The organism is Streptomyces sp. JK94 (genome assembly GCF_053613315.1).
This window is the reverse complement of record NZ_JBSICH010000004.1, coordinates 37,013-60,138: the sequence shown is the minus strand read 5'-3', so window position 1 is coordinate 60,138 and position 23,126 is coordinate 37,013. Positions and strand designations below refer to the sequence as shown.

20 protein-coding genes are annotated in these 23,126 nt (G+C 73.0%); 8 read left to right on the top strand and 12 right to left on the bottom strand.

The annotated features are described in order from the left end of the window. The first annotated feature begins 75 nt into the window (after positions 1-75). Positions 76-522, top strand: a complete 447-nt coding sequence (locus tag ACVV2G_RS04050; RefSeq protein ID WP_453841176.1) for a DUF2550 domain-containing protein — start codon at positions 76-78, stop codon at positions 520-522. Between the two features lie 62 nt (positions 523-584). On the opposite strand, the gene ACVV2G_RS04045 is transcribed toward ACVV2G_RS04050, so the two are convergent. The 3 genes from ACVV2G_RS04045 to ACVV2G_RS04035 form a co-directional block, all read right to left on the bottom strand. Further along, positions 585-2,411, bottom strand: a complete 1,827-nt coding sequence (locus tag ACVV2G_RS04045; protein ID WP_453841175.1) for a glycosyl hydrolase family 18 protein — start codon at positions 2,409-2,411, stop codon at positions 585-587. 123 nt (positions 2,412-2,534) lie between these two features. Continuing rightward, positions 2,535-3,176 (bottom strand): response regulator, encoded by a 642-nt coding sequence (locus ACVV2G_RS04040; RefSeq protein ID WP_453841174.1) that lies wholly within the window; start codon positions 3,174-3,176, stop codon positions 2,535-2,537. Next, positions 3,173-4,369 carry a sensor histidine kinase gene (locus tag ACVV2G_RS04035; protein ID WP_453841173.1) on the bottom strand — a complete coding sequence of 399 codons (1,197 nt, stop codon included), beginning with the start codon at positions 4,367-4,369 and terminating at the stop codon, positions 3,173-3,175. Before ACVV2G_RS04035 ends, ACVV2G_RS04040 begins: the two co-directional genes overlap by 4 nt. 151 nt (positions 4,370-4,520) lie before the next feature. Here ACVV2G_RS04035 and ACVV2G_RS04030 point away from each other — a divergent pair, with 151 nt between their 5' ends. Further along, a complete protein-coding gene (locus tag ACVV2G_RS04030; RefSeq protein WP_453841172.1) occupies positions 4,521-5,111 on the top strand; it encodes a hypothetical protein in 591 nt (196 codons plus the stop codon). Then, on the top strand, positions 5,108-5,299 hold the full coding sequence (locus tag ACVV2G_RS04025) for a DUF5708 family protein (protein ID WP_453841171.1): 192 nt from the start codon (positions 5,108-5,110) through the stop codon (positions 5,297-5,299). Before ACVV2G_RS04030 ends, ACVV2G_RS04025 begins: the two co-directional genes overlap by 4 nt. Here the strand turns inward: ACVV2G_RS04025 and ACVV2G_RS04020 are convergent. Further along, on the bottom strand, positions 5,296-5,868 hold the full coding sequence (locus ACVV2G_RS04020; RefSeq protein WP_453841170.1) for a cob(I)yrinic acid a,c-diamide adenosyltransferase: 573 nt from the start codon (positions 5,866-5,868) through the stop codon (positions 5,296-5,298). The two genes, ACVV2G_RS04025 and ACVV2G_RS04020, sit on opposite strands and share 4 nt — an antisense overlap. A 320-nt stretch (positions 5,869-6,188) precedes the next feature. On the opposite strand from ACVV2G_RS04020, the gene ACVV2G_RS04015 reads away from it, so the two are divergent. The 3 genes from ACVV2G_RS04015 (at position 6,189) to ACVV2G_RS04005 (ending at position 10,468) form a co-directional block, all read left to right on the top strand. Beyond that, positions 6,189-7,037: a 3-hydroxyacyl-CoA dehydrogenase family protein gene (locus ACVV2G_RS04015; RefSeq protein WP_453841169.1), complete on the top strand. Its 849-nt coding sequence runs from the start codon at positions 6,189-6,191 to the stop codon at positions 7,035-7,037. Between the two features lie 172 nt (positions 7,038-7,209). Further along, positions 7,210-7,533 (top strand): STAS domain-containing protein, encoded by a 324-nt coding sequence (locus ACVV2G_RS04010; protein ID WP_453841168.1) that lies wholly within the window; start codon positions 7,210-7,212, stop codon positions 7,531-7,533. Between the two features lie 277 nt (positions 7,534-7,810). Then, positions 7,811-10,468 (top strand): ATP-binding protein, encoded by a 2,658-nt coding sequence (locus ACVV2G_RS04005; protein ID WP_453841167.1) that lies wholly within the window; start codon positions 7,811-7,813, stop codon positions 10,466-10,468. Positions 10,469-10,548: 80 nt separating this feature from the next. Here ACVV2G_RS04005 and nucS read toward each other — a convergent pair whose 3' ends face one another. Further along, on the bottom strand, positions 10,549-11,220 hold the full coding sequence (gene nucS, locus ACVV2G_RS04000; RefSeq protein ID WP_053137172.1) for an endonuclease NucS: 672 nt from the start codon (positions 11,218-11,220) through the stop codon (positions 10,549-10,551). A gap of 280 nt (positions 11,221-11,500) precedes the next feature. Between nucS and ACVV2G_RS03995 the strand changes: the two genes are divergently transcribed. Then, a complete protein-coding gene (locus ACVV2G_RS03995; protein WP_055421911.1) occupies positions 11,501-11,893 on the top strand; it encodes an SCO5389 family protein in 393 nt (130 codons plus the stop codon). Between the two features lie 79 nt (positions 11,894-11,972). Here ACVV2G_RS03995 and ACVV2G_RS03990 read toward each other — a convergent pair whose 3' ends face one another. Continuing rightward, complete coding sequence (locus ACVV2G_RS03990; RefSeq protein ID WP_453841166.1) at positions 11,973-13,001, bottom strand: LLM class flavin-dependent oxidoreductase; 1,029 nt, start codon at positions 12,999-13,001, stop codon at positions 11,973-11,975. 255 nt (positions 13,002-13,256) lie between these two features. Between ACVV2G_RS03990 and ACVV2G_RS03985 the strand changes: the two genes are divergently transcribed. Continuing rightward, positions 13,257-13,589, top strand: coding sequence for an ATP/GTP-binding protein (locus tag ACVV2G_RS03985; RefSeq protein ID WP_453841165.1), 333 nt, complete (start codon positions 13,257-13,259; stop codon positions 13,587-13,589). Positions 13,590-13,595: 6 nt separating this feature from the next. On the opposite strand, the gene ACVV2G_RS03980 is transcribed toward ACVV2G_RS03985, so the two are convergent. The 6 genes from ACVV2G_RS03980 to scy all read right to left on the bottom strand — a co-directional run bounded on the left by ACVV2G_RS03980 (position 13,596) and on the right by scy (position 22,902). Further along, positions 13,596-14,465, bottom strand: coding sequence for an ABC transporter permease (locus ACVV2G_RS03980; RefSeq protein WP_453841164.1), 870 nt, complete (start codon positions 14,463-14,465; stop codon positions 13,596-13,598). After that, positions 14,462-15,757 (bottom strand): ABC transporter ATP-binding protein, encoded by a 1,296-nt coding sequence (locus ACVV2G_RS03975; RefSeq protein ID WP_453841163.1) that lies wholly within the window; start codon positions 15,755-15,757, stop codon positions 14,462-14,464. Before ACVV2G_RS03975 ends, ACVV2G_RS03980 begins: the two co-directional genes overlap by 4 nt. 170 nt (positions 15,758-15,927) lie before the next feature. Further along, a complete protein-coding gene (locus ACVV2G_RS03970) occupies positions 15,928-16,704 on the bottom strand; it encodes an ABC transporter permease (protein ID WP_453841162.1) in 777 nt (258 codons plus the stop codon). Next, positions 16,701-17,669 (bottom strand): ABC transporter ATP-binding protein, encoded by a 969-nt coding sequence (locus ACVV2G_RS03965; RefSeq protein WP_453841161.1) that lies wholly within the window; start codon positions 17,667-17,669, stop codon positions 16,701-16,703. Before ACVV2G_RS03965 ends, ACVV2G_RS03970 begins: the two co-directional genes overlap by 4 nt. Positions 17,670-17,775: 106 nt before the next feature. Further along, the gene (locus ACVV2G_RS03960; protein WP_453841160.1) at positions 17,776-18,711 is read right to left on the bottom strand and encodes a coiled-coil domain-containing protein; all 936 of its coding nucleotides are present in this window, start codon (positions 18,709-18,711) and stop codon (positions 17,776-17,778) included. 207 nt (positions 18,712-18,918) lie between these two features. Further along, positions 18,919-22,902, bottom strand: coding sequence for a polarized growth protein Scy (gene scy, locus ACVV2G_RS03955; RefSeq protein WP_453841159.1), 3,984 nt, complete (start codon positions 22,900-22,902; stop codon positions 18,919-18,921). Positions 22,903-23,126: the final 224 nt, after the last annotated feature.

Genomic DNA, 23,126 nt, shown 5'->3' with positions numbered 1-23,126 from the left:
GGACCCGGCCGCGGCTGAGGCAGATCCGGGTGTTTTTTCCGTTCCGTTACCTAGGAGACGAGGAGGTCGGTGTCGATGGTCCTCGCTCTGACCGTGTGCGGAATTGTCGTCGCCCTGGTGGTGATCGGACTCTTCGTCTTCGGTCTGCGCCGCCGGCTGATCCAGCGCTCGGGCGGAACCTTCGACTGCTCCCTGCGCTGGGAGGCCCCCGAGGAGGGGGACGCCGGCGGCAAGGGCTGGTCCTACGGAGTGGCCCGGTACCACGGGGACCGGGTCGAGTGGTACCGCGTCTTCTCGTACTCCCCGCGCCCGCGTCGCGTCCTGGAGCGCTCGGCGATCGAGGTCGCCGGACGCCGGGTGCCGGCCGGCGAGGAGGAGCTGGCGCTGCTCTCGGACGCCGTCGTGCTCGCCTGTGTCCATCGGGGCACGCGACTCGAACTGGCGATGAGCGATGACGCGCTGACCGGTTTCCTCGCCTGGCTGGAGGCGGCCCCGCCCGGACAGCGGGTGAACGTGGCGTAACCACGTCCGCCCTCCCCCGGACGGTGACCGGGAGAGGGCGAACGTGGCTCAGGGGGTGCTTCCTACTTCAGACCGCTGTCGATGGCGCTCACCAGCTCGCCGTTCGCGGTGTCGCCGCTGAACTCCCAGAAGAAGGCGCCGCCGAGCTTCTGCTGCTCGGCCCAGTCCATCTTCGCCCTGACGGTGGCCGGGGTGTCGTACGACCACCAGTCGCTGCCGCAGTGCGCGTACGCCGTGCCGGCGACGGTGCCGGTGGCCGGGCAGCTGTTCTTGAGGACCTTGTAGTCCTCGATGCCCGCCTCGTAGGTGCCGGCCGCCGGGCCGGTCGCCGTGCCGCCGGGGGCGGACTGGGTGACGCCGGTCCAGCCGCGGCCGTAGAAGCCGATGCCGAGGAGCAGCTTGTCGGCGGGCACGCCCGTCGCCTTGAACTTCGCGATCGCGTCTGCGGAGGTGAAGCCCTGCTGCGGGATGCCGTCGTACGAGGTCAGCGGCGAGTGCGGAGCGGTCGGGCCGTTCTTGGCCCAGGCGCCGAAGAAGTCGTACGTCATCACGTTGTACCAGTCGATGTACTGCGCGGCGGTGCCGTAGTCGGCGGCCTCGATCTTGCCTCCGGCGGTGGCGTCGGCGGTGACGGCCGCGGTGACCAGGTCGTCGCCGAACTCCGCGCGCATGGCCTTCATCATGGAGCTGAAGGCGTTCTTGGCGCTGGTGGTGTCACAGCTGAGACCACAGGCGTTCGGGTACTCCCAGTCCAGGTCGATGCCGTCGAAGACGTCGGCCCAGCGCGGGTCCTCGACCAGGTCGTGGCAGGACTTGGCGAAGGCGGCCGGGTTCTTCACGGCGTCGGGGAAGCCGCCGGACCAGGTCCAGCCGCCGAAGGAGTACAGCACCTTGATGTGCGGGTACTCGGCCTTCAGCTTGCGCAGCTGGTTGAAGTTGCCGCGCAGCGGCTGGTCCCAGGTGTCGGCGACGCCGTCGACGGACTGGTCGGCGGTGTAGGCCTTGTCGTAGTCGGCGTAGGCGTCGCCGATGGTGCACTTGCCGCCCTGGACGTTGCCGAAGGCGTAGTTGATGTGCGTGATCTTCTCGGCGGAGCCGGAGGTGACCAGGTTCTTCACGTGGTAGTTGCGCCCGTAGACGCCCCAGTTGGTGAAGTAGCCGAGCTTGACCTCCTCACCGCCGCCCGGGTTGCCGCCGTCGCCGCCGCCGGTGGTGCGGACCTTGACCGCGCCGCTGACCGGGCCCGTCTGGTCGGCGGTGTCGCGGGCCTGGACGGTGTAGGAGTAGTCGGTGCCGGCGGTCAGTCCGGTGTTGGTGTAGGTGGTGCCGGTGACCGTGGCGACCTTGGCACCGTCGCGCAGGACGTCGTAGTTCTTGACGCCCTTGTCGTCGGTGGCCGCCGCCCAGGACAGCTTCACCGAGGTGTCGGTGACGCCGGAGGCGGTGGGGGTGCCGGGCGCGGAGGGGGCCGCATCGCCGGGGACGGAGGTGCCGTCGCAGCTGCCGCCGTTGAGCTTGCAGTGGGAGGGCGAGCCGGGGCCGCTGCCGTTGAAGCCGAAGGAGACCGAGGCGCCGGGGGCGAGCGTCCCGTTCCAGTTGACGTTCTTGGCGGTCCAGTGGTCACCGGAGTTGGTGACCGTGGCGTCCCAGGCGGAGGTGACCTTGGTGCCGGAGGGGAAGTCCCACTCGACGGTCCAGGAGTTGATGGTGGTGGTACCGGTGTTCTTCACCGTCCAGTTGCCGCCGAAGCCCGTGCCCCAGTCCGAGGTCTTCGCGAAGGTGGCCGTGGCGCTGGTGGCCGCCTGGGCCGGACTCGCGAGGCCGACCAGACCGGCCAGCGGGAGCGACAGGGTCGCGAGAAGTGCCGCGGCTCTGTGTCTGAAGCGCATGGTGCGCCTCCTTATGTGGGGTTGTCGGCGCGGGCCGACTGAGCCATCGGCCCGCAGTGCCGCGAGAATAGAAAGGTCTGGACCTTAGGTCAATAGGTCTGGACCAGTGTCCCGATGGCCCTGTTAGATCCCCAACTCCTGAGCCAGCACGGCTGCTTGCACCCGGCTGCGCAGCCCCAGCTTGCCCAGCAAGCGGCTGACGTGCGTCTTCACCGTCGCCTCGGCCATGTCGAGACGGCCGGCGATCGCGGCGTTGGACAGTCCTTGGCCGAGGCACGACAACACCTCGCGCTCGCGCCGGGTCAGGCCCTCCAGCACCGCCGGGTCGACGGCCGGCTCCCGGGCCGGCCGCGCGGCGAACTCGGCGATCAGCCGCCGGGTGACGGCCGGGGCGACGATGCCCTCGCCGCCCGCCACCGTGCGCACGGCCGCGAGGAGGTCCTTCGCCTCGGTGTTCTTCAGCAGGAACCCCGCGGCTCCCGCCCGCAGCGCCCCGAAGACGTACTCGTCCAGGTCGAAGGTGGTCAGCACCAGCACGTCGGCGAGCTGCTCGGCGACCACCCGCCCGGTCGCCGCCACCCCGTCCAGCCGCGGCATCTGGACGTCCATCAGCACCACGTCCGGCCGCAGCTCCCGGGCCAGCGCCACGGCCCGCTCGCCGTCCGAAGCCTCCCCGACCACCTCGATGTCCGGGGCGCTGCCCAGGATCAGCACCAGCCCGGCACGGACGGCGGACTGGTCCTCGGCGACGAGGACGCGGATCATGCCGGGTCTCCTTCGGTCAGGGGCAGGGCGGCGCGTACGGCCCAGATCCGGCCGCCCGCCGCGTCGGGAGCCGGCACCGGGCCGGCCTCGAAGGTGCCGTGCAGCAGCGCGGCGCGCTCCCGCATGCCGACCAGACCGGCGCCGGAGCCGGGCGCGCGCGGGGCGTCCCGGCCGCCGTACGGGCTGGTCACCCGGACGCGCAGGACGCCGTCGTGCCGGCTGAGCCCGACCCGTACCGGCCCCTTCGCGGCGTGCTTGAGCGCGTTGGTCAGGGACTCCTGCACGATCCGGTACGCGGCCAGCTCGACCGGCGCCGCCAGTCCCTCGCCGGACACCGTCTCCAGGGTGACGTCGAGCCCGTTGGCGCGGGCGCCCTCCACCAGCGCGCCGAGCCCGTCCAGGGTGGGGGCGGCGGCCGGCCCGGTGTCCGCGCCGGTGTCCCGCAGGATGCCGATCAGCCGCCGCATCTCGGCCAGGCCCTCCACGCTGTTCTCACGGATGACGCCGAGCGCCTGCCGGGTGGTCGCCGGGTCGTCCAGGGAGAGCGCGGCCGTGGAGTGGATGGCGATCGCGGAGAGGTGGTTGGCGACCATGTCGTGCAGCTCGCGCGCCATCCGGGAGCGTTCCGCGGTCACCGCCTGCACCCGGTCCATCTCGGCCAGCAGCGCGGTCTGCTCGGCGCGCAGCAGGGCGGCGTCGGCGGCTTCGCGGTGACTGCGCACGATCAGCCCGGTGGAGGCGGGCGCGAACGACACGATCCCCACGGCCACCCCGACCAGCAGCGCCTCGGGCACCCGCCACAGCGCGAACGGCACGACGGTCCCGGCCACGGTGAGCAGCCCGGTGATCCACGGGATGCGGCGGGCCGAGGCGGGCGGGCCGTACAGCACGGCGGCGTACATGACATCGGTGTACATGATCACCGTGACCAGGCTGCCCTGCGTGAGCGTGTCCGCGACCAGCGCGACCGTGCCGATCAGCAGACCGGTGCGCGGCGCGGACCGGCGCAGCAGCTCGCAGCCCGCCATGACGGCGAGCGGGACCAGCAGCGGCCGGCCGCCGTCGAACAGCACGATCGGCTCACCGGCGGGCCGCACGCCCAGCCCGATGCCCCACAGCAGCAGCCCACCGGACAGGCCGGCCGCCGCGACGTACGCGTCGAAGCGGTGCGGGCGGGGGAGACGTACGGCCATGCCACCATCCAACACCGCCCGCGCGCCGCCGACCTGATCCCGGGGGACGGTCCCGCACTGCATCTTTCGATGTACCGGCGGTTCGTCACCGGCGACGACGAACCAGCCGGTTTCCGGCGGGAGCCTGGAAGGGCAACGAAGGGAGTGCGTCGTGGTCGTCGCGTTGATCATCGCCTGCGAGGTCGGGTTCTGGGTGCTGCTGGCGCTCGGACTGGCCGCCCGCTACCTGCTGGAACGGCGCCGCACCAGCGTGGTCCTGCTGCTGTGCGAGCCGGTCCTGGAACTGGTGCTGTTCACCGTGACGGCGATCGACCTGAGGAACGGCGCCGAGCCGGGCTGGGAGCACGGCCTGGCGGCGCTGTACATCGGCTACACGGTCGCCTACGGCCACTACACGATCCGCTGGCTCGACGGCCACGCCGCCCACCGCCTGGCCGGCGGCCCGCCACCGGCGAAGCCGCCGCGCCACGGCCGGGCCCGGGCCCGGCACGAGGGCCGGCTGTGGCTGCGCACGCTGCTGGGCGCCGCCGTGGCGTGCGCGCTGCTCCAGGGCGCGGTCTGGTACGTCGGCGACGAGGGCGACGTCTCGTCCCTGCGGTCCTTCCAGTGGACGGCCGTCAGGATCGTCGGCATCCACGGCCTGATCGCGCTGACGTACGCGATCCGGCCGAAGAAGGCCCCGGCGGACGTGGCCGGCGCCCCCGTGGACGCGGAGAAGGAGACGGAGGACGCGCGCCGGTGAGGTACCCGACGCAGCGCAACCTGTGGGAGGGCACGGCCGTCTTCGTGGCCGGCCTCGCCCTGTGGCTGTTCGCCGGGGGCGTGGAGGTCCCCGTCGTCGACCTGACGAAGACCGGGGCCGTGATGATGTGCGTCGGCGGCGCGCAGGCCGTGTGGGGCCTGTTCCGGTCGGCGCGCCGGAGCACCTAGCGCTCCCCGCCCGGCACCCACAGCACGTCGCCGGTCTCCTTGTTGGCCACCCGGGCCAGGATGAAGAGCAGGTCCGAGAGCCGGTTGAGGTAGGTCGCGGTGAGCGGGTTCATCGTCTCGCCGTGCGCCTCCAGCGCCGCCCACGTGGAACGCTCGGCCCGGCGGACCACCGTGCAGGCCTGGTGCAGGAGGGCCGCGCCGGGGGTGCCGCCGGGCAGGATGAAGGAGCGGAGCTTCTCCACCTTGGCCAGGAAGCGGTCGCAGTCCTCCTCCAGCCTGTCGACGTAGAACTGCTCGACGCGCAGCGGCGGGAACCGCGGGTCCTCCACCACCGGCGTCGACAGGTCCGCGCCCACGTCGAAGAGGTCGTTCTGGACGCGGACGAGGACCTCGACGACCTCCTCGTGCAGGCCGCCGAGGGCGATCGCCGTGCCGATGACCGCGTTCGCCTCGTTCGCGTCGGCGTACGCGGAGATCCTGAGGTCGGTCTTGGGGACCCGGCTCATGTCGCCGAGGGCGGTGGTGCCCTGGTCGCCGGTCCGGGTGTAGATGCGCGTCAGGTTGACCATGGGGCCAGCGTAGTGACGCTCCGGCGGTACGGAGGACGCGTGGGCCCACCGTCACGGACGGTGCGCGCAGGGCGTCGGTGACCGGACCGGCCGAGGTGTCCCGCGAGGTGCTCCTCCTGCCGGAGGGGAGGGAGGGGCCGTTGAGCCGCAAGGTGCTCAACTAGGCCGTACGTGGCGCGGCCTGACGCCCGAATGACACACCTCGGTGTGATGTCCGTCATCTGAGACGTGACGCGCGTTACTAACCGGTCACACAGCGCCTCACGCCCGCTAATCTCCGGCCGAGAGACGAGAATCAGCGCGCATCAGGGAGTCGCACAGTGGCACGGAAGCTCGCCGTCATCGGAGCCGGGCTCATGGGGTCCGGAATCGCCCAGGTCTCCGCGCAGGCGGGCTGGGACGTCGTCCTGCGCGACGTCACCGACGAGGCGCTCCGGCGGGGGACCGACGGCATCAGGGCCTCGTACGACAAGTTCGTCGCCAAGGGGAAGCTCGCCGCCGGCGACGCGGAGGCCGCCCTCGCGCGCATCACCGCGACCACCGACCTGGACGCCGCCGCCGACGCGGACGTGGTCGTCGAGGCGGTCTTCGAAAAGCTGGAGGTCAAGCACGAGATCTTCCGCGCCCTCGACAAGCTGGTGAAGGACGGGGCGATCCTGGCGTCCAACACCTCCGCCATCCCGATCACCAAGATCGCGGCCGTGACGGAGCGCCCCGAGCGCGTGGTCGGCACCCACTTCTTCTCGCCGGTCCCGATGATGCAGCTGTGCGAGCTGGTGCGCGGCCACAAGACCAGCGACGAGACGCTCGCCACCGCGCGGGAGTTCGCCGAGTCCACCGGCAAGACCTGCATCGTCGTCAACCGCGACGTCGCCGGCTTCGTGACCACCCGGCTCATCTCCGCCCTCGTCGTCGAGGCCGCCAAGCTCTACGAGTCGGGCGTCGCCACCGCCGAGGACATCGACCTCGCCTGCAAGCTGGGCTTCGGCCACGCCATGGGCCCGCTGGCCACCGCCGACCTGACGGGCGTCGACATCCTGCTGCACGCCACGGGCAACATCTACACCGAGTCCCAGGACGAGAAGTTCGCCCCGCCGGAGCTGATGCGCCGGATGGTGGACGCCGGTGACATCGGCCGCAAGAGCGGGCAGGGCTTCTACAAGCACTGAAGTCGCACCAGCCCCGGGGAGCATCACACGCCGGGGTGAATTCGGTATCGGTTCGCTCACAGGCGGCAACCTCCGGTCGTTTCGGCCCGTCAGAGGTTGCAACACCTGATACCGCCGAGGGATCACAGCGAAGCATCGAAGAGACGACGAAGACGCACGCCGGGGAGCGCATATGCACATCAGGGGCGACCACGTCGAGCTGGTCGTCGGGGGCCGCCTCGACGTCCGCAGCGCGGCGGACGCCCGTACGGTCCTGCACTCGGCGGTCGACGACGGAGTCGGTGACCTGGTGCTGGACCTGTCCGAACTGGACTCCTGGGACGCCACCGGACTCGGCGTGATCATGGGAGCCCACCGACGGGCCGGCCGCTGCGGCCGGCGACTGGTGCTGCGCGGCGTCCCACCGCAGATGCAGCGCCTGCTGGTGGCCACCCGGCTGCACCGCATCCTGGCCGTCGAGGGCGGCATCGGCGTGGAGACCCTGCCCAGGGTGTGACGCCGCGGTCCGGTGTGGCCCGGCGCTCCGGGGGGACCCGTACACCGCCCGGCGAAACACCCGACGCACGCAATCCTCACGAGACCGTGACGTCTCGGACGGGTCGGCACCCCGGACTGTCGGAGATACTGAGCGAAGGTTTAGGGTCTGGCTGCCCGCCACTTCGCAAACCCACTGGCGGGCCCGGACCAGAAGCGACAGCGCGGTGTGCGGCAAGGCCGGGAGGGGCGGTCCCGACCGGGGCCCGGCACACGACGCTTTTGGGGGGCTTGAACCTATGGACCCGAACAACCGGGAACCCGAGGAGTACGGCCAGGACGGCGAGCACGAGGCGCCGCGCCCACGCCCGGCCCGGGATTCCCTCACACCCGACTTCGGACAGCACACGCCCGCGCGCGCCCGCACGGCGCAGCTCGTCTCCGGCGACTTCCTGCTCACCGTCAACCCGGTCGACGGCAGCGAGATAGAGGTCTGCCCGCCCGTCGAACGGCCCGCCCGGCCCGAGAAGCTCACCGCGGCCGAACGCGCCGAGGCGGGCCGCGCCGCCCAGCCGCCCGTGCCGCCGGGACCGACCCGCACCGTGCCGGGACTGCTGGCCCGCGACGACGAACGCGAACGCCTGGTGAGACTGCTCACCCGCGGCCGTTCCGTCCGCCTCACCGGTCCCGCCGGCTCCGGCCGCACCAGCCTCCTCGACCTCGTCGCCGAGGACTGTGCGGGCCTCGCACCCGACGGTGTCGTCCGGCTCAGCGGCTTCCGCCGCACGGCCGACGACCTCCTGCACGACCTCTTCCACGCCGTCCACCGCGCGCCCCGGTACCGCCCGGACCGCGAGGAACTGCTCGCCCGCCTCGGGGAGGTCGGCGCGGTCGTCGTCCTGGACGACGCCGAGTTCGGCGGCACCGCCCTCGACGAGCTGCTGGACGCCACCCCCGAGTGCGCCTTCCTCATCGGCGCGACCCCGGACGTGCCCGCCCCCTCCGCCGACTCGGCCGTGGAGGAGGTCTTCCTGACCGGCCTGGACCGCTCGGACGGCGTCGAACTGCTGGAGCGCGCCGCCGGCCGGGCCCTCACCGAGGAGGAGGCCAACTGGGCCGGCGACCTCTGGTTCGAGTCCGAGGGCCTGCCGCTGCGCTTCGTCCAGGCCGGTGCCCTGCTGCGCCGGCGCGACCGGCAGCGGGCCGGCGAGGACGCCGTCGACGAGTTCGGCGTCTTCGCCGACGCCCGCCCCGCCGACGACGCGCCCCACGAAGCCGCCGAGAGCGACGACGTGCCCCTGCCGTCCCTCGGTGAGGCCGCCGCCCCCGCGCCGCTGCTCGCCTCCCGGCTGAGCGCCTCCGCCCGCACCACCCTGGAGTTCGCCGTCGCGCTCGGCGGCGAGGTGCCGCACCAGGCGCACCTGCCCGCGCTGGTCGGCGACACCCACGCGGACGCCGCCCTCGGCGAGCTGGCCGACTGCGGACTGGTCTCGCCGGTCGGCTCCCGCTACCGGCTCGCCGCCGGGGTGCTGACCCAGCTGGAGAGCGCCGGGTACGCCGACGACGTACGGGAGCGGGCACTGTCCGCCGCCCGGCACTACGCCTGGTGGTCCGGGCACCCCTCGGTCACCCCGGAGCGGGTCTGCGCCGAGGCCGACGCGGTCCTGGCCGCCCTCGCCGTGCTGCTGCTGCCGACGACCGCCCCGCCCGAGGACGACGGCGAGGAGAGCCCCGCCGTCCGGCTGGCCCGCGTCTCGGCACCCGCGTTCGCCGCCGGGCTGCACTGGAGCGCCTGGGAGCGGGCGCTGCGCTCGGGCACCGAGGCCTCCCGGCTCGCCGGTGACGTCGCCGAACAGGCCTACTTCCACCACGAGCTGGGTGTCCTCGCGCTGTGCGGGGGACAGCTCGACCGGGCCCGCGCCGAACTGGAGGCCTCCATCGGGCTGCGCGGAGCCCTGTCCGACAAGCGGGGCGCCGTCGCGGGCCGCCGGGCCCTCGCCCTGGTCGCCGACCGGACCGGGGACACCCCGGGGATGGGCGGCGCGGGGGTGTTCGGCGCCGCGGGAGCCGGTGCCGCGGGAGCCGGTGCCGGGCTCGGCGTCGCGGCACTCGGCCTCGGTCCGGCCGCGGGGGAGGAGGTGCCCGACGCCCGGAACGAGGAGTCGGCGTCGCCGTCCGCGGGCGCACCCGAGCCCTTCCCGTCGCTCCAGCCGCCCCCGACCCTGGTCGCCGGCCGGGGACCGGCCACGGCGCCCTCCCTCAGGACGGGCGGCGGCATCAAGGGCTTCGCACGGCGCAACCTCGTGGCCGCCGGTGCGGGCGCACTGCTCGTCGCCGTGCTCGGCACGGTGGTGACCCTCGGCGCCACCTCCGAGAACGACGCCGGCGACCCCTCCGACCGGGTCGGCGTCAACCCGTCGGCCAGTCAGGGCGTCGAGGACGGCAGCCTGGGCGCGGACCGGCCGGCGGACGACGAGGTGAAGGCGGGCGACACCGGCCGCCCGGCCGACCCCGGCCCGGACGGCACCCCCGGTACTTCGGACGACCCGGCGCCGAGCGCGTCGGCACGGCCGTCGGACACCGCGAGCAGCCCGAGCGGCACCGGCGGCCCGGAGGACAGCGGGAGCCCGGACGACCCGGGCTCACCGGACGAGTCGAGCACGCCGTCCTCCTCCTCGTCGTCGACGCGGCCGACGTCGCCCGAGCCCTCGGACACCGGGCCGACCGATTCCGGGACGCCCACGGAGACCGAACAGCCCACGACGCCCGCGCCCACCGACACGAGCACGCCCCCGCCGCCGTCGACGCCGGAGACGTCCAACAGCGCCAGCGGTCCCGAAGCGCCCCCGACCACCGCCAGTTCACCCGTCGACAGTCCCTCGACGGCCTCGCGGAGCAGCACCGCGACCGGCGGCCCGGGAGTGTCCGGCGGTCCGGCGGCGGGCCGGATCATCTGAGGCGGGGGCGGCGCGGGCACACCGGAGGGCCGGGCCCGCCGTACGGACCCGGCCCTCTCGTCCGGCGTCGCGGCGCCGGCTCAGAACAGCCGCAGCTTGTCGTCCTCGATGCCCCGCATGGCGTTGTAGTCCAGCACCTGGCAGCCGATCCCGCGGTCCGTGGCGAGTACCCGGGCCTGCGGCTTGATCTCCTGGGCGGCGAAGACGCCGCGCACCGGGGCGAGGTGCGGATCGCGGTTCAACAGCTCCAGGTAGCGGGTGAGTTGCTCCACGCCGTCGATCTCGCCGCGGCGCTTGATCTCCACCGCGACGGTCCGGCCCTCGGCGTCCCGGCACAGGATGTCGACGGGGCCGATGGCGGTCATGTACTCGCGGCGGATGAGGGTGTAGCCCTCGCCGAGGGTCTCGATGCGGTCGGCGAGCAGCTCCTGGAGGTGCGCTTCCACGCCGTCCTTGATCAGGCCGGGGTCGACGCCCAGTTCGTGCGAGGAGTCGTGGAGGATCTCCTCCATCGTGATGATGAGCTTCTCGCCCGCCTTGTTGACGACGGTCCAGACGCCCTCTTCCTCGCCCGTGCCCTCCTTCAGCGTGCAGGGCGGCGACATCCAGTTGAGGGGCTTGTAGGCCCGGTCGTCGGCGTGGATCGAGACGCTGCCGTCCGCCTTGACCAGGATCAGGCGGGGAGCCGAGGGGAGATGGGCGGTGAGCCGCCCGGCGTAGTCGACGGAGCAGCGGGCAATGACGAGACGCATGGTCGGCAACGCTACTCGACGTGCCGGGCCCCACGCGATTCGCCCGTGCCGGGCAGGCCGTGCGAGCCGTCCCACTTCTCCCTTTGGCCCCGTCTTGCGCACTGGCCGATTGTGGGCCTGTCGGATGGTCCGCATCTGGGCATTCTCCTGGTGCCGTCACGATCGGGTGCTTACGGTATTGAACGGGAGGTCGCGACGTGTGTACTCAGCGTGTTCGATATCGCGCACTCCCTTCACTGTCCGGCAACCCCTGTCCTTCGGGGGTGCGAGAGGAGAACCCATGTCGCTCGACGTCTCACCGGCCCTACTCGAACAGGCCGAGCGAGGCGAGGTCGACGAAGCAGCTTTCGTCGACTGCGTCCGGACTTCCCTGCCTTACGCATGGGAGATGGTCAGCAGTCTGGTGGCACAGCTGAAGGTCGACGGCGGAGCGTTCGCCGACAACCAGACGCCCCCGCCGGACGAGCAGGCGCGTGGTCAGCTGCTGCGCGCTCTCGCGAGTGACGCCATACGCGGTGCACTGCAGCGGCACTTCGGGGTGCGGCTGGCCTTCCAGAACTGCCACCGGGTGGCGGTGTTCCCGTTGGACTCCTCCGTCGACGAGAAGCTGACCCGATTCACCTCGGTACGCAGCCAGGTGCTGAACCAGTCGCCCGAGTTCCGCGACTGCTGACGCGCCGGTGGTCCGCTTGCCGCTCCGTACGCGGAGGTTCATCCGTGTCCGTACCGGGGTGGCAAGCCCGTCGGTCCCCTCAGCGGAGCTGGGGGAGCACCTCGGTCCCGAGCCGTCGCACGTTCTCCTCGGTCGTCGCGAGGTCCCCGGAGCCCTCGACGAGCAGGGCGAAGCGGTCGATCCCGGTGCGCTCACCGGTCGCCGCGAGCCGGTCGGCGCACAGCCGGGGCGGGCCGACCGGGTGCAGTCCGCAGAGCAGTTCGGTGTACGCGTGCGGGTCGCGCATCCGCCGGGCACGGCCGTCCACCGTGACGTGGGCGCCCAGGCCCTGCCTGAGCCAGCCCGGCATGGCCTTGAGCAGCGTCTCCGCCGCGTCCGTACGCCGGTCCGCGATCTGGCACACGCCGGCCGAGACGTGGGCCGCGCCGTGGATCTCCGCCGCCGGGCGGCCGGCCGCGCGGGCGTGCCGCCGCCACAGGGCGACCATCTCGGCCTTCTCCTCGTCCCCGACGTGCATCCCGAGCAGCATCGGCAGCCCCCGTCCGGCCGCCAGGCGCACACTCGCCGGGGACGTGCAGGCGACGACCACCTCGGGGCCCGGGGTCTCCGAGAGGGACTCCGAGGGGCGCGGGACGACGGGTACCTCGCGGAACCGGAAACGGTCCCCCGAGGCACCGACGGCCGGGTCGCGCAGCCAGCGCAGCAGCAGGTCGAGCGAGTCCGGGAAGCCCGTCTCGTACGCCTCCAGGCCCGTGCCGAACACCTCCAGGTCCACCCACGGGCCGCCCCGGCCCACCCCCAGTGAGAACCGGCCGCCACTGGTGACGTGCAGCAGCGCGGCCTGCTCGCCCAGGGCGACGGGGTGGACGGTGGGCAGCACGCTGACCGCGGTGCCGACCCGGATGCGCCGGGTGCGGCCCAGCAGCAGCGCGGCCAGCGTGACGGCCGACGGACAGGTGCCGTACGGCACGAAGTGGTGCTCGGCCAGCCAGACCGTGTCGAGTCCCGCCTCCTCGGCGACCTCGGCCGAGCGGACCGCGCGGTGCAGCGCCTCCCCGGGGCCCTGACCCGGGAACTGGGCACCCAACACGAACGTTCCAACGCGCATCGCTTTTCCTGCTTCCTCGGCTCCGACCCGGAGCTCCCCCGCAGGGCATAACCGCCTGACACGTGCCGAGGTCACGGTCGGGGCGGAGGGATTTGCGGATTGTCTGCAGAATCAGCCGTCGTGTAGGGGGTGGACCGGGCCTCGGAGGAGCCCGCGCGGGGAAGTTGTGGTGGCCGGTGCCGTACGCGTACCCCGGCCCGTGCCGCGTAGGCTGGACGCCGCCCGTACTCCCCGTACAGCTCCGTGAGGTGTCCCGTGTCCCCGCGTCGCAACCGCCCCAAGGGCGCCGGCTCGCTCGGCCGGAGCGCCGAGGACGACGGCCCCCGCCGCTACGGCGGCTGGCAGTCGGCGGAGAGCTGGCGGGGCGAGGACTGGAGCGTACGGCACGTCGCGGGTTCGAGCGCGCAGGGGAAGGCGTACCGCTGCCCCGGCTGCGACCAGCTGATCCCGGACGGGGTCCCGCACGTGGTGGCCTGGCCGGCGCACTCGGGCGTCGACGAGCGCCGGCACTGGCACACGTCGTGCTGGAACGCGAAGGACCGCCGCACCACGCGGGTGCAGCGGTCCCGGAACGCGCCGAGGTTCTGAGCCCTCCTACACGTCCCGCTTCTCCAGCAGGGCGAAGGCGCCGGCGAACACGGCCGCCGTCACGCCGAGCATGATCCACAGCGGGTCCCAGCCGGACGGGCCGGAGTCGGTGAGGCCGTTGGCGTAGAAGATGCTGAGCTGGTTCGGGATCGAGTACTCGAACAGCGCCTGCTGCACGCTCTCCAGGGACGACGAGAACATGAACAGCGCCACCACCAGGGGGGCGAGCACGGCCCCGATCATGATGGTGATGGCGCCCGCCGAGTGCCGGATGACCGAGCCCACGGCGAGGGAGAGCAGCCCGAGCAGCGCGAGGTAGAGCGACACGCCGACGGTGGCCTTCAGCCACTCCCCGCCCTCGGGCGCGCGGACGCCGCTGTCCTCCAGCAGCGCCACCTGCACCAGGGCCACGAGGGTGGCGGACACCAGCGTCACGGCGAAGGCCACCAGGAAGAACACGATGGCCTTCGCGGCGAGCACCCGGCCGCGGTTGGGGCAGGCGACCATCGTGGTGCGGACCATGCCGGTGCCGTACTCGGACGCGGTGGTCAGCACACCGAGCGTGATGACGCACATGCTGCCCAGGAGCAGGCCGAAGAAGCCGAGGCTCAGCGCCGTGTCGCCGGTCTGGTCCGGTGAGGAGGAGGCGACCACGAACCCGGTCAGCAGGCCGATGCCGACGACCAGGAAGACGAACACGCCCAACGTCCACATCGTCGAGCGCACCGACCGGATCTTCGTCCACTCGCAGGCGATCGCGTGCGCGAGGTGCGTGCGCACCACCGGGATCGGCGACGCGTAGGCCGGGTACGGCGAACCGGCCGCCGCCTGCCACTCGGGTGCGGCCTGCGGCATCGGGGGCTGGGGCGTGCTCATCGGGCGTCCTCGGGCTTGGTCGGGTCGGTGACGGGCGCGGGAGCGGGCGAGGGGGAGGGTGCGGCGCCCGGCGACACGGGGGCCGGGGCGGCGGGGGCCGGCGGGGCGGCGGCCGGAGCGGGCGCCTGCGGGGCCTGCTGCGCCGCGTACGGATTGGCGGTCGGCCCGCCCGGGGCACCGCCGGGCGCGACCGGAGCGCCGTAGGGCCCCGCCGGGGCCCGGCCCGGCGCGCCCTGCGGCGCGGCGAAGGGCTGCGACCCCTGCTGGGGCGGCGGCGGGGCGTACCAGCCGTGCTGGCCCTGCCCGGGCACCGGCATCGGCATCGGCGGCTGGACGCCGGGCGGCAGCGGCTGCTGGAGCCCGGCCTTCTGGTCGGCGGTCGACCGGTAGTCGACGGCGCCCTGCGTCATCCGCATGTACGCCTCCTCCAGTGAGGCCTGGTGCGGCGACAGCTCCCACAGCCGTACGTCACCGTCGTGCGCGATGTCGCTGATCCGCGGCAGCGCCAGCCCGGTGACCCGCAGCGCGCCGTCCGGTTCGGGCAGCACGTGCCCGCCCGCCTCGGTCAGCGCGGAGGTCAGCTTCTCGCGCAGCTGCGGCTCGGTGTCCGGGGTCCGCACGCGGGCGAAGTCGGCCGAGTTGGCCGAGATGAAGTCCTTCACGCTCATGTCGGAGAGCAGCTGACCGCGCCCGATGACGATCAGGTGGTCGGCGGTGAGCGCCATCTCGCTCATCAGGTGCGAGGAGACGAAGACGGTACGGCCCTCCGCCGCGAGCGCCTTCATCAGGTTGCGGACCCAGTGGATGCCCTCGGGGTCGAGGCCGTTGACCGGCTCGTCGAACAGCAGTACCTGAGGGTCGCCGAGCAGGGCCGCGGCGATGCCGAGCCGCTGGCCCATGCCGAGGGAGAAGCCCTTGGAGCGCCGCTTGGCGACGTCCTGGAGGCCCACCACGCCGAGCACCTCGTCCACGCGGCGGGCCGGGATGCCCGAGAGCTGGGCCAGGCTCAGCAGGTGGTTGCGGGCGGAGCGGCCGCCGTGCACCGCCTTGGCGTCGAGCAGCGCACCGACCTGGCGGGGGGCGTTGGGCAGCTTGCGGTACGGGTGGCCGCCGATCGTCACGTGCCCCGACGTGGGGTTGTCCAGGCCGAGGATCATGCGCATCGTCGTCGACTTGCCCGACCCGTTGGGGCCGAGGAAGCCGGTGACGGCTCCGGGCCGCACCTGGAAGGAGAGGTTGTACACAGCGGTCTTGTCGCCGTAGCGCTTGGTCAGGCCGACAGCCTCGATCATGCTCCGCACCCATCGAAAGGTTCAGGGACAGCAGGGCACACGCCCCCGTAAGGGTTAGGAGGATAGCGAGGCTCTGACGGTTCCGTTCAAGCCGGGGCAAAATCCGGTGCCGTTCGAAACCGTCCGGGCGTCCGCCTCCTCCTTCCCCCCGATCCCCGGGCTTCCTCCTCCTAGGCGTCCCGCCGCTTCAGCACCAGGTAGCCGCCGACGAGGGCGGCGACCACCCACAGGGCCATGATCCCGAGGCCGCCCCACGGGCCGTACGGCACGTCGTCGTCGATCGGCGCCACGACCTGCATGATCTTGCTGCCGGCCTGGTCGGGCAGGAAGCGGCCGACCTTCTCCGTCGCGGGGACGTTGCCCAGGATGTTGGAGATCAGGAAGAAGAACGGCATCAGGATGCCCAGCGACAGCATCGGCGAGCGCAGCATCGCGGCGACGCCCATCGAGAACAGCGCGATGAGGGTCATGTAGAGCCCGCCGCCGATGACCGCGCGCAGCACGCCCGGATCGCCGATCGACGCCTTGAGGTCGCCGAGCATCGCCTGTCCGAGGAAGAAGGTGGCGAAGCTGGTGATCATGCTCACGATCAGCGCGAGGGCGGTGGCCACCGCGATCTTGCTGAACAGGAAGGTGCCGCGCCGGGGCACGGCGGCCAGCGAGGTGCGGATCATGCCCGAGCTGTACTCGTTCGCCACGACCAGCACCCCGAACACGATCATCGCGAGCTGACCGAGGCTCGTCCCGGCGAAGCTGAGGAAGGTGGGGTCGAAGGTGAGCTGCTCCTCCTCGCTCAGGTTGTCGAACTCGCTCTTCGACAGCGCCGCGATCAGCATGCCGAGGGCGATGGTGACGACCACGGCGAGGCCCAGCGTCCACACCGTGGACGCGACCGACCGGATCTTGGTCCACTCGGACCGGACGACCTGTGCCGCCGCCATGCTCATCCCTTCCTCCAGTCGCTGCCCCACTGCTGCTGTTGCTGCGGCGCCGGGGCGGGCGGCTGCCCGTCGTGCGCGTGGTACTCCACCGACTCCGCGGTCAGTTGCATGAACGCCTCCTCCAGCGAGGCCCGCTGCGGGCTCAGCTCGTGCAGCACGAGCTGGTGCCGTGCCGCCAGCTCGCCGATGGCCGCCGCCTTGTCGCCGTCCACCTCGAGGACCTCGGCACCGGCCTCGACGACCGTGATGCCCTCGCCGTGCAGGACGTCGAGCAGCCGCTCGCGCTGCGGAGTGCGGATCCGGACGTAGCTGCGCGAGTTCTCCGCGATGAACTCGGCCATCGAGGTGTCCGCCAGCAGCCTGCCCTGGCCGATGACCACCAGGTGGTCCGCCGTCAGCGCCATCTCGCTCATCAGGTGGGAGGAGACGAAGACCGTACGGCCCTGGGAGGCCAGCGTCTTCATCAGGTTGCGGATCCAGTGGATGCCCTCGGGGTCGAGGCCGTTGACCGGCTCGTCGAACATCAGGATCCGGGGATCACCGAGCAGCGCGCCGGCGATGCCGAGCCGCTGGCCCATGCCGAGGGAGAACCCCTTGGTCTTCTTCCGGGCGACCGCCGAGAGCCCCACCGTGTCCAGGACCTCGCGCACCCGGCGTGCCGGGATGCCGTTGCTCTGCGCCAGGCACAGCAGGTGGTTGTAGGCGCTGCGCCCGCCGTGCCAGGCCTTGGCCTCCAGCAGCGCGCCGATGTACGTCAGCGGGTCCTTGAGCTGGTCGTAGCGCTTGCCGTCGATCCGCACGTCCCCGGCGGTGGGACGGTCCAGGCCCAGCACCATCCGCATGGTCGTCGACTTGCCCGCCCCGTTGGGACCGAGGAAGCCCGTGATGATGCCGGGTCTGACGGTGAAGGAGAGATTGTTGACCGCCAGCTTCTCGCCGTACCGCTTCGTCAGCCCCTCGAGCTCGATCATGGCGCCCACGCTAGAACGTGACGAAGCCCTCTGCCACCCCAGTGGCAGAAGGCTTCGTTCGCGTTCCGCGTACGTCCGGCGGCCGTTCGTCCCGAGGACGTCCGCGTCAGCGGGACTGCTGGGCCGGCACCCCGCGGGAGACCGACTCGTCCTCGGCCGGCGTACCGGCGGCGGCCACCGCGGCGCCCGTGAGGGTCGCCAGCATCTCGCGCACGTTGGTGAGCTGCGCGTTGATGGAGTCGCGGCGGTTGGTCAGGGCCGCGAGCTCGCGCTCCGACTCCGAACGGATCCGGTCCGCCTTGGCGTTGGCGTCGGCCACGATGTCCTCGGCCTGGCGCTGTGCCGTCTCCACGGTCTGGCGGGCGCGGCGCTCGGCGTCGGTGCGCAGCTTCTCCGCCTCCAGGCGAAGCTGCTCGGCACGGTGCTCGATCTCGGCGAGACGCTTCTCGGCCTTGGCCTGACGGGAGGCCAGGTCGCGCTCGGACTGCTCGCGGCGCTTGGCGAGGTTCGTCTCGAAGTCGGCGGCGGCCTGCGCGGCCTTGGCGCGGGTCTCCTCGAAGAGGGCGTCCGCCTCCTCGCGCTTGGACTGCGCGTCCTTCTGCGCCTCGGAACGCAGCTGCGAGGCGTCGCTCTTGGCCTTCTCGACGATCCGGACGCCCTCGTCCTCGGCCTTGGCCTTGCGCTCCGCGGCGTAGGACTCCGCGTCGTTGCGCACCTGCTGGGCCGCCGACTCGGCCAGCTCGCGGTGCTGCTCGGCCGCGCGCCGGGCCTCCTCGCGCAGGTCCTTCGCCTCTTCCTCGGCGAGCCGCAGGATCTTCTCGACCCGGGCGCCGAGCCCGGCGTACGACGGCTCGGCGTCGTTGACCTGGGCCTGGGCGTTCTGGGTCTCGAGGTGGAGCTCCTCGATGCGCTTTTCCAGAGCGGTGATGCGAGCGAGAGCGCTGTCACGGTCGGAGACGAGCTTGGAGATGCGTTCGTCCACCTGAGCGCGGTCGTACCCACGCCGCACAAGCTCGAAGCCGTAGGGGGAAGTGTCGCTCATGGGGTTCCTGTCGAAAGAGACCGGGTGAGGTGATAGAGGGAATCCTAGGCGCCAATGCGGTGTGTCATCGAGCGGATGCGCGTTTGATACGGAGAATGACACCTCTTTTGGGTGGCTGACACACGGATGGCTTGCCAAAGTTCTGGTCAAAGATCCGTACCGTCTCCAGCCAAAGGTCTCCAGCACACACGCAATCCGTCCCGGACGCTACCCGTCTGACGATTTGCCACCCGAACGTGGAGCACCGACCGCCGCCCCGGCCTTGACCCCGTTGTCCTTGCCGCCGGCCGTCGGCGCCTCGAAGGACTCCAGGGCCTCCAGCACGTCCTGCACCCGGGAGATCTCGGCGTTGATGTCCTCGCGGCGCCGCACCAGGACCTCCAGCTCGCGCCTGCCCTCCTCGACCGTGCGCCGGGCCTCGCGGACCGCCTCGGCCTTCAGCTCCTCGGCCTCCCGGACCAGCGTGGCCTTCTTCTGCTCGGCCTCCTTGAGCAGTCCCTCGGCCTTCTTGACGGCGGCGATGCGCACCTTGCCGGCCTCGGAGTTGGCCTCCGACACCAGCTCCTTGGCCTTCGCCTCCGCCTTGGCGAGCTGCTCCTCGGCCGCCTTGACGAGCGCGTCGCACCGGTCACCGGCCGACTTCATCGTCTCGGCGGCCTCCCGGCGGGCGCGTTCGTGCAGCTCCTCGATCTCGGAGGTGAGGCGCTCGCGCAGCTCCTCCGCGCGCTCCCTTATGGCGGTCGCGTCCCGGCGGGCGCCGACCAGCAGCTCGTCCGCGTCCGTACGGGCCTGCTCCACCCGGGTGTTGCCCTCGACCGTCGCCTCCGAGACGATCCGCTCCGCCTCGGAGCGGGCCGCGCCCACCATGGTGTCGGCCTGCGACTCGGCGTCCGCGGTGGCCTTCTGCGCCTGCTGCTGCGCCTCGGTGAGCAGCTTGTCGGCCTCGGCCGTGGTCTCCGTGATCAGGGTGTCGACCTGCTCGGCGGCCTCCGAGCGCCGCTTGTTGGCGTCCTTGCGGGCCTCGTCGAGGGTGCGTTCGGCCTCCTCGCGGGCGGCCGTGGTGACCCGCTCGGCCTCCGCCGCCGCCTCCGACCCGACCCGCTCGGCCTCCGTGCGGATCCGCTCGGCGTGCTGCTGCGCGGAGCCGACCGTCTCGGCGGCCTCGGCCCGCAGCCGCTCCGCCTCCCCGGTGGCGTCCGCGACCAGCTGCTCGGCCCGGGCGCCCGCCTCGGCCCGCACCCGGTCGGCCTCGGCGACCGTCTCCGCGGTGAGCCGCTCCGCCTCCGACAGGGCCTCCGTCCGCACCCGCTCGGCCTCGGCCGCCGCCTCGGTGCGGACCCGCTCCGCCTCCGCGGCCGTCTCCGTGCGGATCCGGTCGCTCTCGGCCGCCGTCTCCGTGGTCAGCCGCTCCGCCTCGGAGCGTGCCTCGGTGATCAGGGTGTCCGCCTGCGTCGCCGCGTCGGACCGGATGCGGTTGGCGTCCTCGCGGGCGTCCGCCCGGGTGCGCGCCGCGGCCTGCTCGGCCTCGGCGATGGCGTCGGAGGCCTCCGTGCGCACCCGCTGGGCGTGCTCGGAGACGTCCGTACGGATCCGGTCGGCCTCCGTGATGGCCTCGGCCACCGTCCGCTCGGCCAGCGCCTTGGCGGCCTCCGTCTCGTCCCGCGCCTCGCGCCGCAGCCGCCCGGCGTCCTCGCTCGCCCGCTCCCGCTCCGCGTAGGCGTCGGCGCGGACCCGGTCCGCCTCCTCCTCGGCCTCGCGCCGGGTGCGCTCGGCCGCGTGCTCGGCGGCACTGCGCAGCCCCGCGATCTCCTCCTGGGCCTGCTCGTGCAGCCCGGCGACGGACTCCCGTACCTGCTGCGCGTGCTGCTCGGCGGCCGACACCATCTCGGTCGCGCGCCGGTCGGCCTCCTCGACCAGCCGGGTCGCCTCGGCCTGCGCCTCCTCCACGCGCGTGCGCGCCGAGGCCAGCAGCTCCTCGCTCTGCTCGCGGGCCCGCTCCCGCTCCTGGTCGGCCTCCCGCCGGGCGGAGCCGAGCGTCTCCTCGGCCTCGCGGCGGCGCCGGGCGGCCTCCTCCTGGGCGGCGGCCAGCGTCTCGGAGGCCTCGGCGGCGATGCGCTCGGCGGCGGTCTGCGCCTCCGCCCGCACCCGGCCGGCGCTCTCCTGCGCCTCCGTCTTCAGCCGCTCCGCCTCGCTCGCCGCCTCCGACCTGAGGCGTACGGCGACGGCCTCGCCCTCCGCGCGGGAGGCGGAGGCGTCCGCGGCGGCCTCGGTGCGCAGCCGCTCGGCCTCCGTCTCGGCCTGCTGCCGGAGCACACGGATGCGTTCCGCGGCCTCCGTGCGCAGCCGCTCGCTCTCCTCCGCGGCCTCGCGGCGGATCCGCTCGCCCTCCTCGCGGGCCTCGGTCAGGGCCTGCTCGGCGGCGCCGCGGCGCTCCTCGGCCTCGGTCTGCAGCCGCGTCAGCTCCTCGGCGGCCTCGGCCTGCCGGGCCTCGACGGCGCGCTCGGTCTCCGCGCGCAGCTCGCGGGCGGCCCGCTCGGCGTCCGCCTGGAGCTCCTCGGCGCGCTCGGCGGCCTCCGCGCGGTGCCGCTCGGCCTCCGCGCGGGTGCGCTCCAGGGTCTCCTCGGCCTGCCGGCGCAGGGTCGTCGCCCGCTCGATGGCCTCGGTGCGGACCTTCTCGCTGTCCGCCGTCGCGGTCTGCCGGAGCTCGTCCGCGTCCGCCTTGGCCTTGGCGAGCAGCTCCTCGGCGGTCTTCGCCGCCTCCTCGATCTGCGCCACGGCCTCCTTGCGGGCCTCGGCGCGGATCTTCTCGCCCTCGGCGACGGCGTCGGCGCGCAGCTGCTCGGCCTCGCCCCGCAGCCGGCGCGCCTCCTCCTGCAGTTCGACCGTCTTGGCGCGGTACTCCTTGGTGTCGTCCTTCGCCGCGCCCTTGAGCTGCTCCGCGATGTCGTGCGCCTCGGCGCGCAGCCGGTCCGCCTCGGCCTCGGCCTCGGTGCGGATCCGCTCGGCCTCCTCGGTGGCGGCCCTGGTGGTGCGCTTGGCGTCCTCCGACGCCTTGTTCAGCACGTCCTCGGCGGTCCTGGCGGCCTTGGACAGCTGGGTGGCCGACTCCTCGGCGGTGAGCGCGCGGGCCTTCTCGACGGCCTCGGCGACGACCTTCTCGGCCTCGGCGCGGGCGTCCGCGACCAGCTGCTCGGCCTCGGTCCTGGTCGACTCGGCGTCCTTGGTGGCCTCACCGACCAGCCGGGCGACCTGCTCCTTGGCGGTGCGGGTGCGCTGCTCGTTGGTGGCCTCGGCGCTCGCGAGGGCCTTGGCCGCGGACTCCTTGGCCTCGGCGACCACCTTCTCGGCCTCGGCCTGCGCCTTGCGCAGCGCCTCCTCGGCCTCGGACATCCGCTGCTCGGCGGCCCGGCTCAGCTCCTGGACCTGCCGGCGGGTGGACTCCGACTCGCTGGCGGTGGAGCTGCGCAGCTGCTCGGCGTGGTCGGTGGCCTCCTGCGCCTGTGTGGAGGCCGCGTTCAGGAGCCGCTCGGCGTCCGCGCGGGCGCGGCGCAGGATCTGCTCGGCCTCACCGCGGGCGCTCTCCGCCTCGCTGCGCAGCCGCTGCCGTGCCTCGGACGTCAGCCGCTCCGCCTCCGCGCGGGCCGCCGCCAGGGACTGCTCGGCCTCGGCCCGGGACTCGTCGAGCAGCCGGCGGGCCTGCTGCTCGGTGCGCGCCCGCAACTGCTCGGCCCAGGCCACGTTCTCGTTGACGTGCGACTCGACGGTCTGCCGGCGTTCGGCCAGCTCCTGGTCGAGCTGCTGCCGCCGGGTCACCGCCTCCTGGTGCAGCTCCGCCTGGAGCCGGGCCGCCTGCTCGGCGTGCTCCTGGAGGATGCGCTGCGTCTGCGCCCTGGCCTGGCTCAGCTCCCGCTCGGCGTCCGCGCGCAGCTGGTCGGCCTGCGTCTGCGCGTTGCGCAGCAGCTGCTCGGCCTGGTACCCGAGGTCGCCGCCGTCGAAGGCGGGCCGGGACATGATGGTGCGCCGCGCCTCGTGCAACTTGGCGCGCAGCACCTCGACCTGGTAGCCGAGGTCCTCGGCGTGCTGGATCGCCTTTTCCCGCTCGGTCTTCAGCCGCTTCATCTCGGCCTCGAACCGAGAGAGGTGGTCGACGTCAGCCGCCGGCTCTCGCTCCTGGCTCTCGTAGCCCCGCACTGCGCGGTCCCATCCGTCCCCTGGTCGCAAATCTTCCCGAACGGGCTCCGTCCGTCCGCCGGACGGGGCCCCCGGGGAATGGTGTCAGATCAACGGCGGAGCAGGTGCTCCTGCCCCGGCGTTCGCCCCCCGAAACACGACCCCGGCGGTCCCGCCAACCCCTGACGGCAGGACCGGGTCACCCTGGACTGAGCGGCGACCGCACCCAACCCTACCGGCCCCTA

Bases quoted from the DNA above. Each gene is read 5' to 3' on its own strand.
- ACVV2G_RS03995 (WP_055421911.1), top strand. From the start codon at position 11,501: ATGTCGCTCGACGTCTCACCGGCCCTACTCGAACAGGCCGAGCGAGGC.
- ACVV2G_RS03970 (WP_453841162.1), bottom strand. From the start codon at position 16,704: ATGAGCATGGCGGCGGCACAGGTCGTCCGGTCCGAGTGGACCAAGATC.
- ACVV2G_RS03960 (WP_453841160.1), bottom strand. From the start codon at position 18,711: ATGAGCGACACTTCCCCCTACGGCTTCGAGCTTGTGCGGCGTGGGTAC.
- ACVV2G_RS04005 (WP_453841167.1), top strand. From the start codon at position 7,811: ATGGACCCGAACAACCGGGAACCCGAGGAGTACGGCCAGGACGGCGAG.
- ACVV2G_RS03975 (WP_453841163.1), bottom strand. From the start codon at position 15,757: ATGATCGAGGCTGTCGGCCTGACCAAGCGCTACGGCGACAAGACCGCT.
- ACVV2G_RS04050 (WP_453841176.1), top strand. From the start codon at position 76: ATGGTCCTCGCTCTGACCGTGTGCGGAATTGTCGTCGCCCTGGTGGTG.
- ACVV2G_RS04035 (WP_453841173.1), bottom strand. From the start codon at position 4,369: ATGGCCGTACGTCTCCCCCGCCCGCACCGCTTCGACGCGTACGTCGCG.
- ACVV2G_RS03990 (WP_453841166.1), bottom strand. From the start codon at position 13,001: ATGCGCGTTGGAACGTTCGTGTTGGGTGCCCAGTTCCCGGGTCAGGGC.
- ACVV2G_RS03980 (WP_453841164.1), bottom strand. From the start codon at position 14,465: ATGAGCACGCCCCAGCCCCCGATGCCGCAGGCCGCACCCGAGTGGCAG.
- ACVV2G_RS04010 (WP_453841168.1), top strand. From the start codon at position 7,210: ATGCACATCAGGGGCGACCACGTCGAGCTGGTCGTCGGGGGCCGCCTC.
- ACVV2G_RS04020 (WP_453841170.1), bottom strand. From the start codon at position 5,868: ATGGTCAACCTGACGCGCATCTACACCCGGACCGGCGACCAGGGCACC.
- nucS (WP_053137172.1), bottom strand. From the start codon at position 11,220: ATGCGTCTCGTCATTGCCCGCTGCTCCGTCGACTACGCCGGGCGGCTC.
- ACVV2G_RS03965 (WP_453841161.1), bottom strand. From the start codon at position 17,669: ATGATCGAGCTCGAGGGGCTGACGAAGCGGTACGGCGAGAAGCTGGCG.
- ACVV2G_RS04045 (WP_453841175.1), bottom strand. From the start codon at position 2,411: ATGCGCTTCAGACACAGAGCCGCGGCACTTCTCGCGACCCTGTCGCTC.
- ACVV2G_RS04040 (WP_453841174.1), bottom strand. From the start codon at position 3,176: ATGATCCGCGTCCTCGTCGCCGAGGACCAGTCCGCCGTCCGTGCCGGG.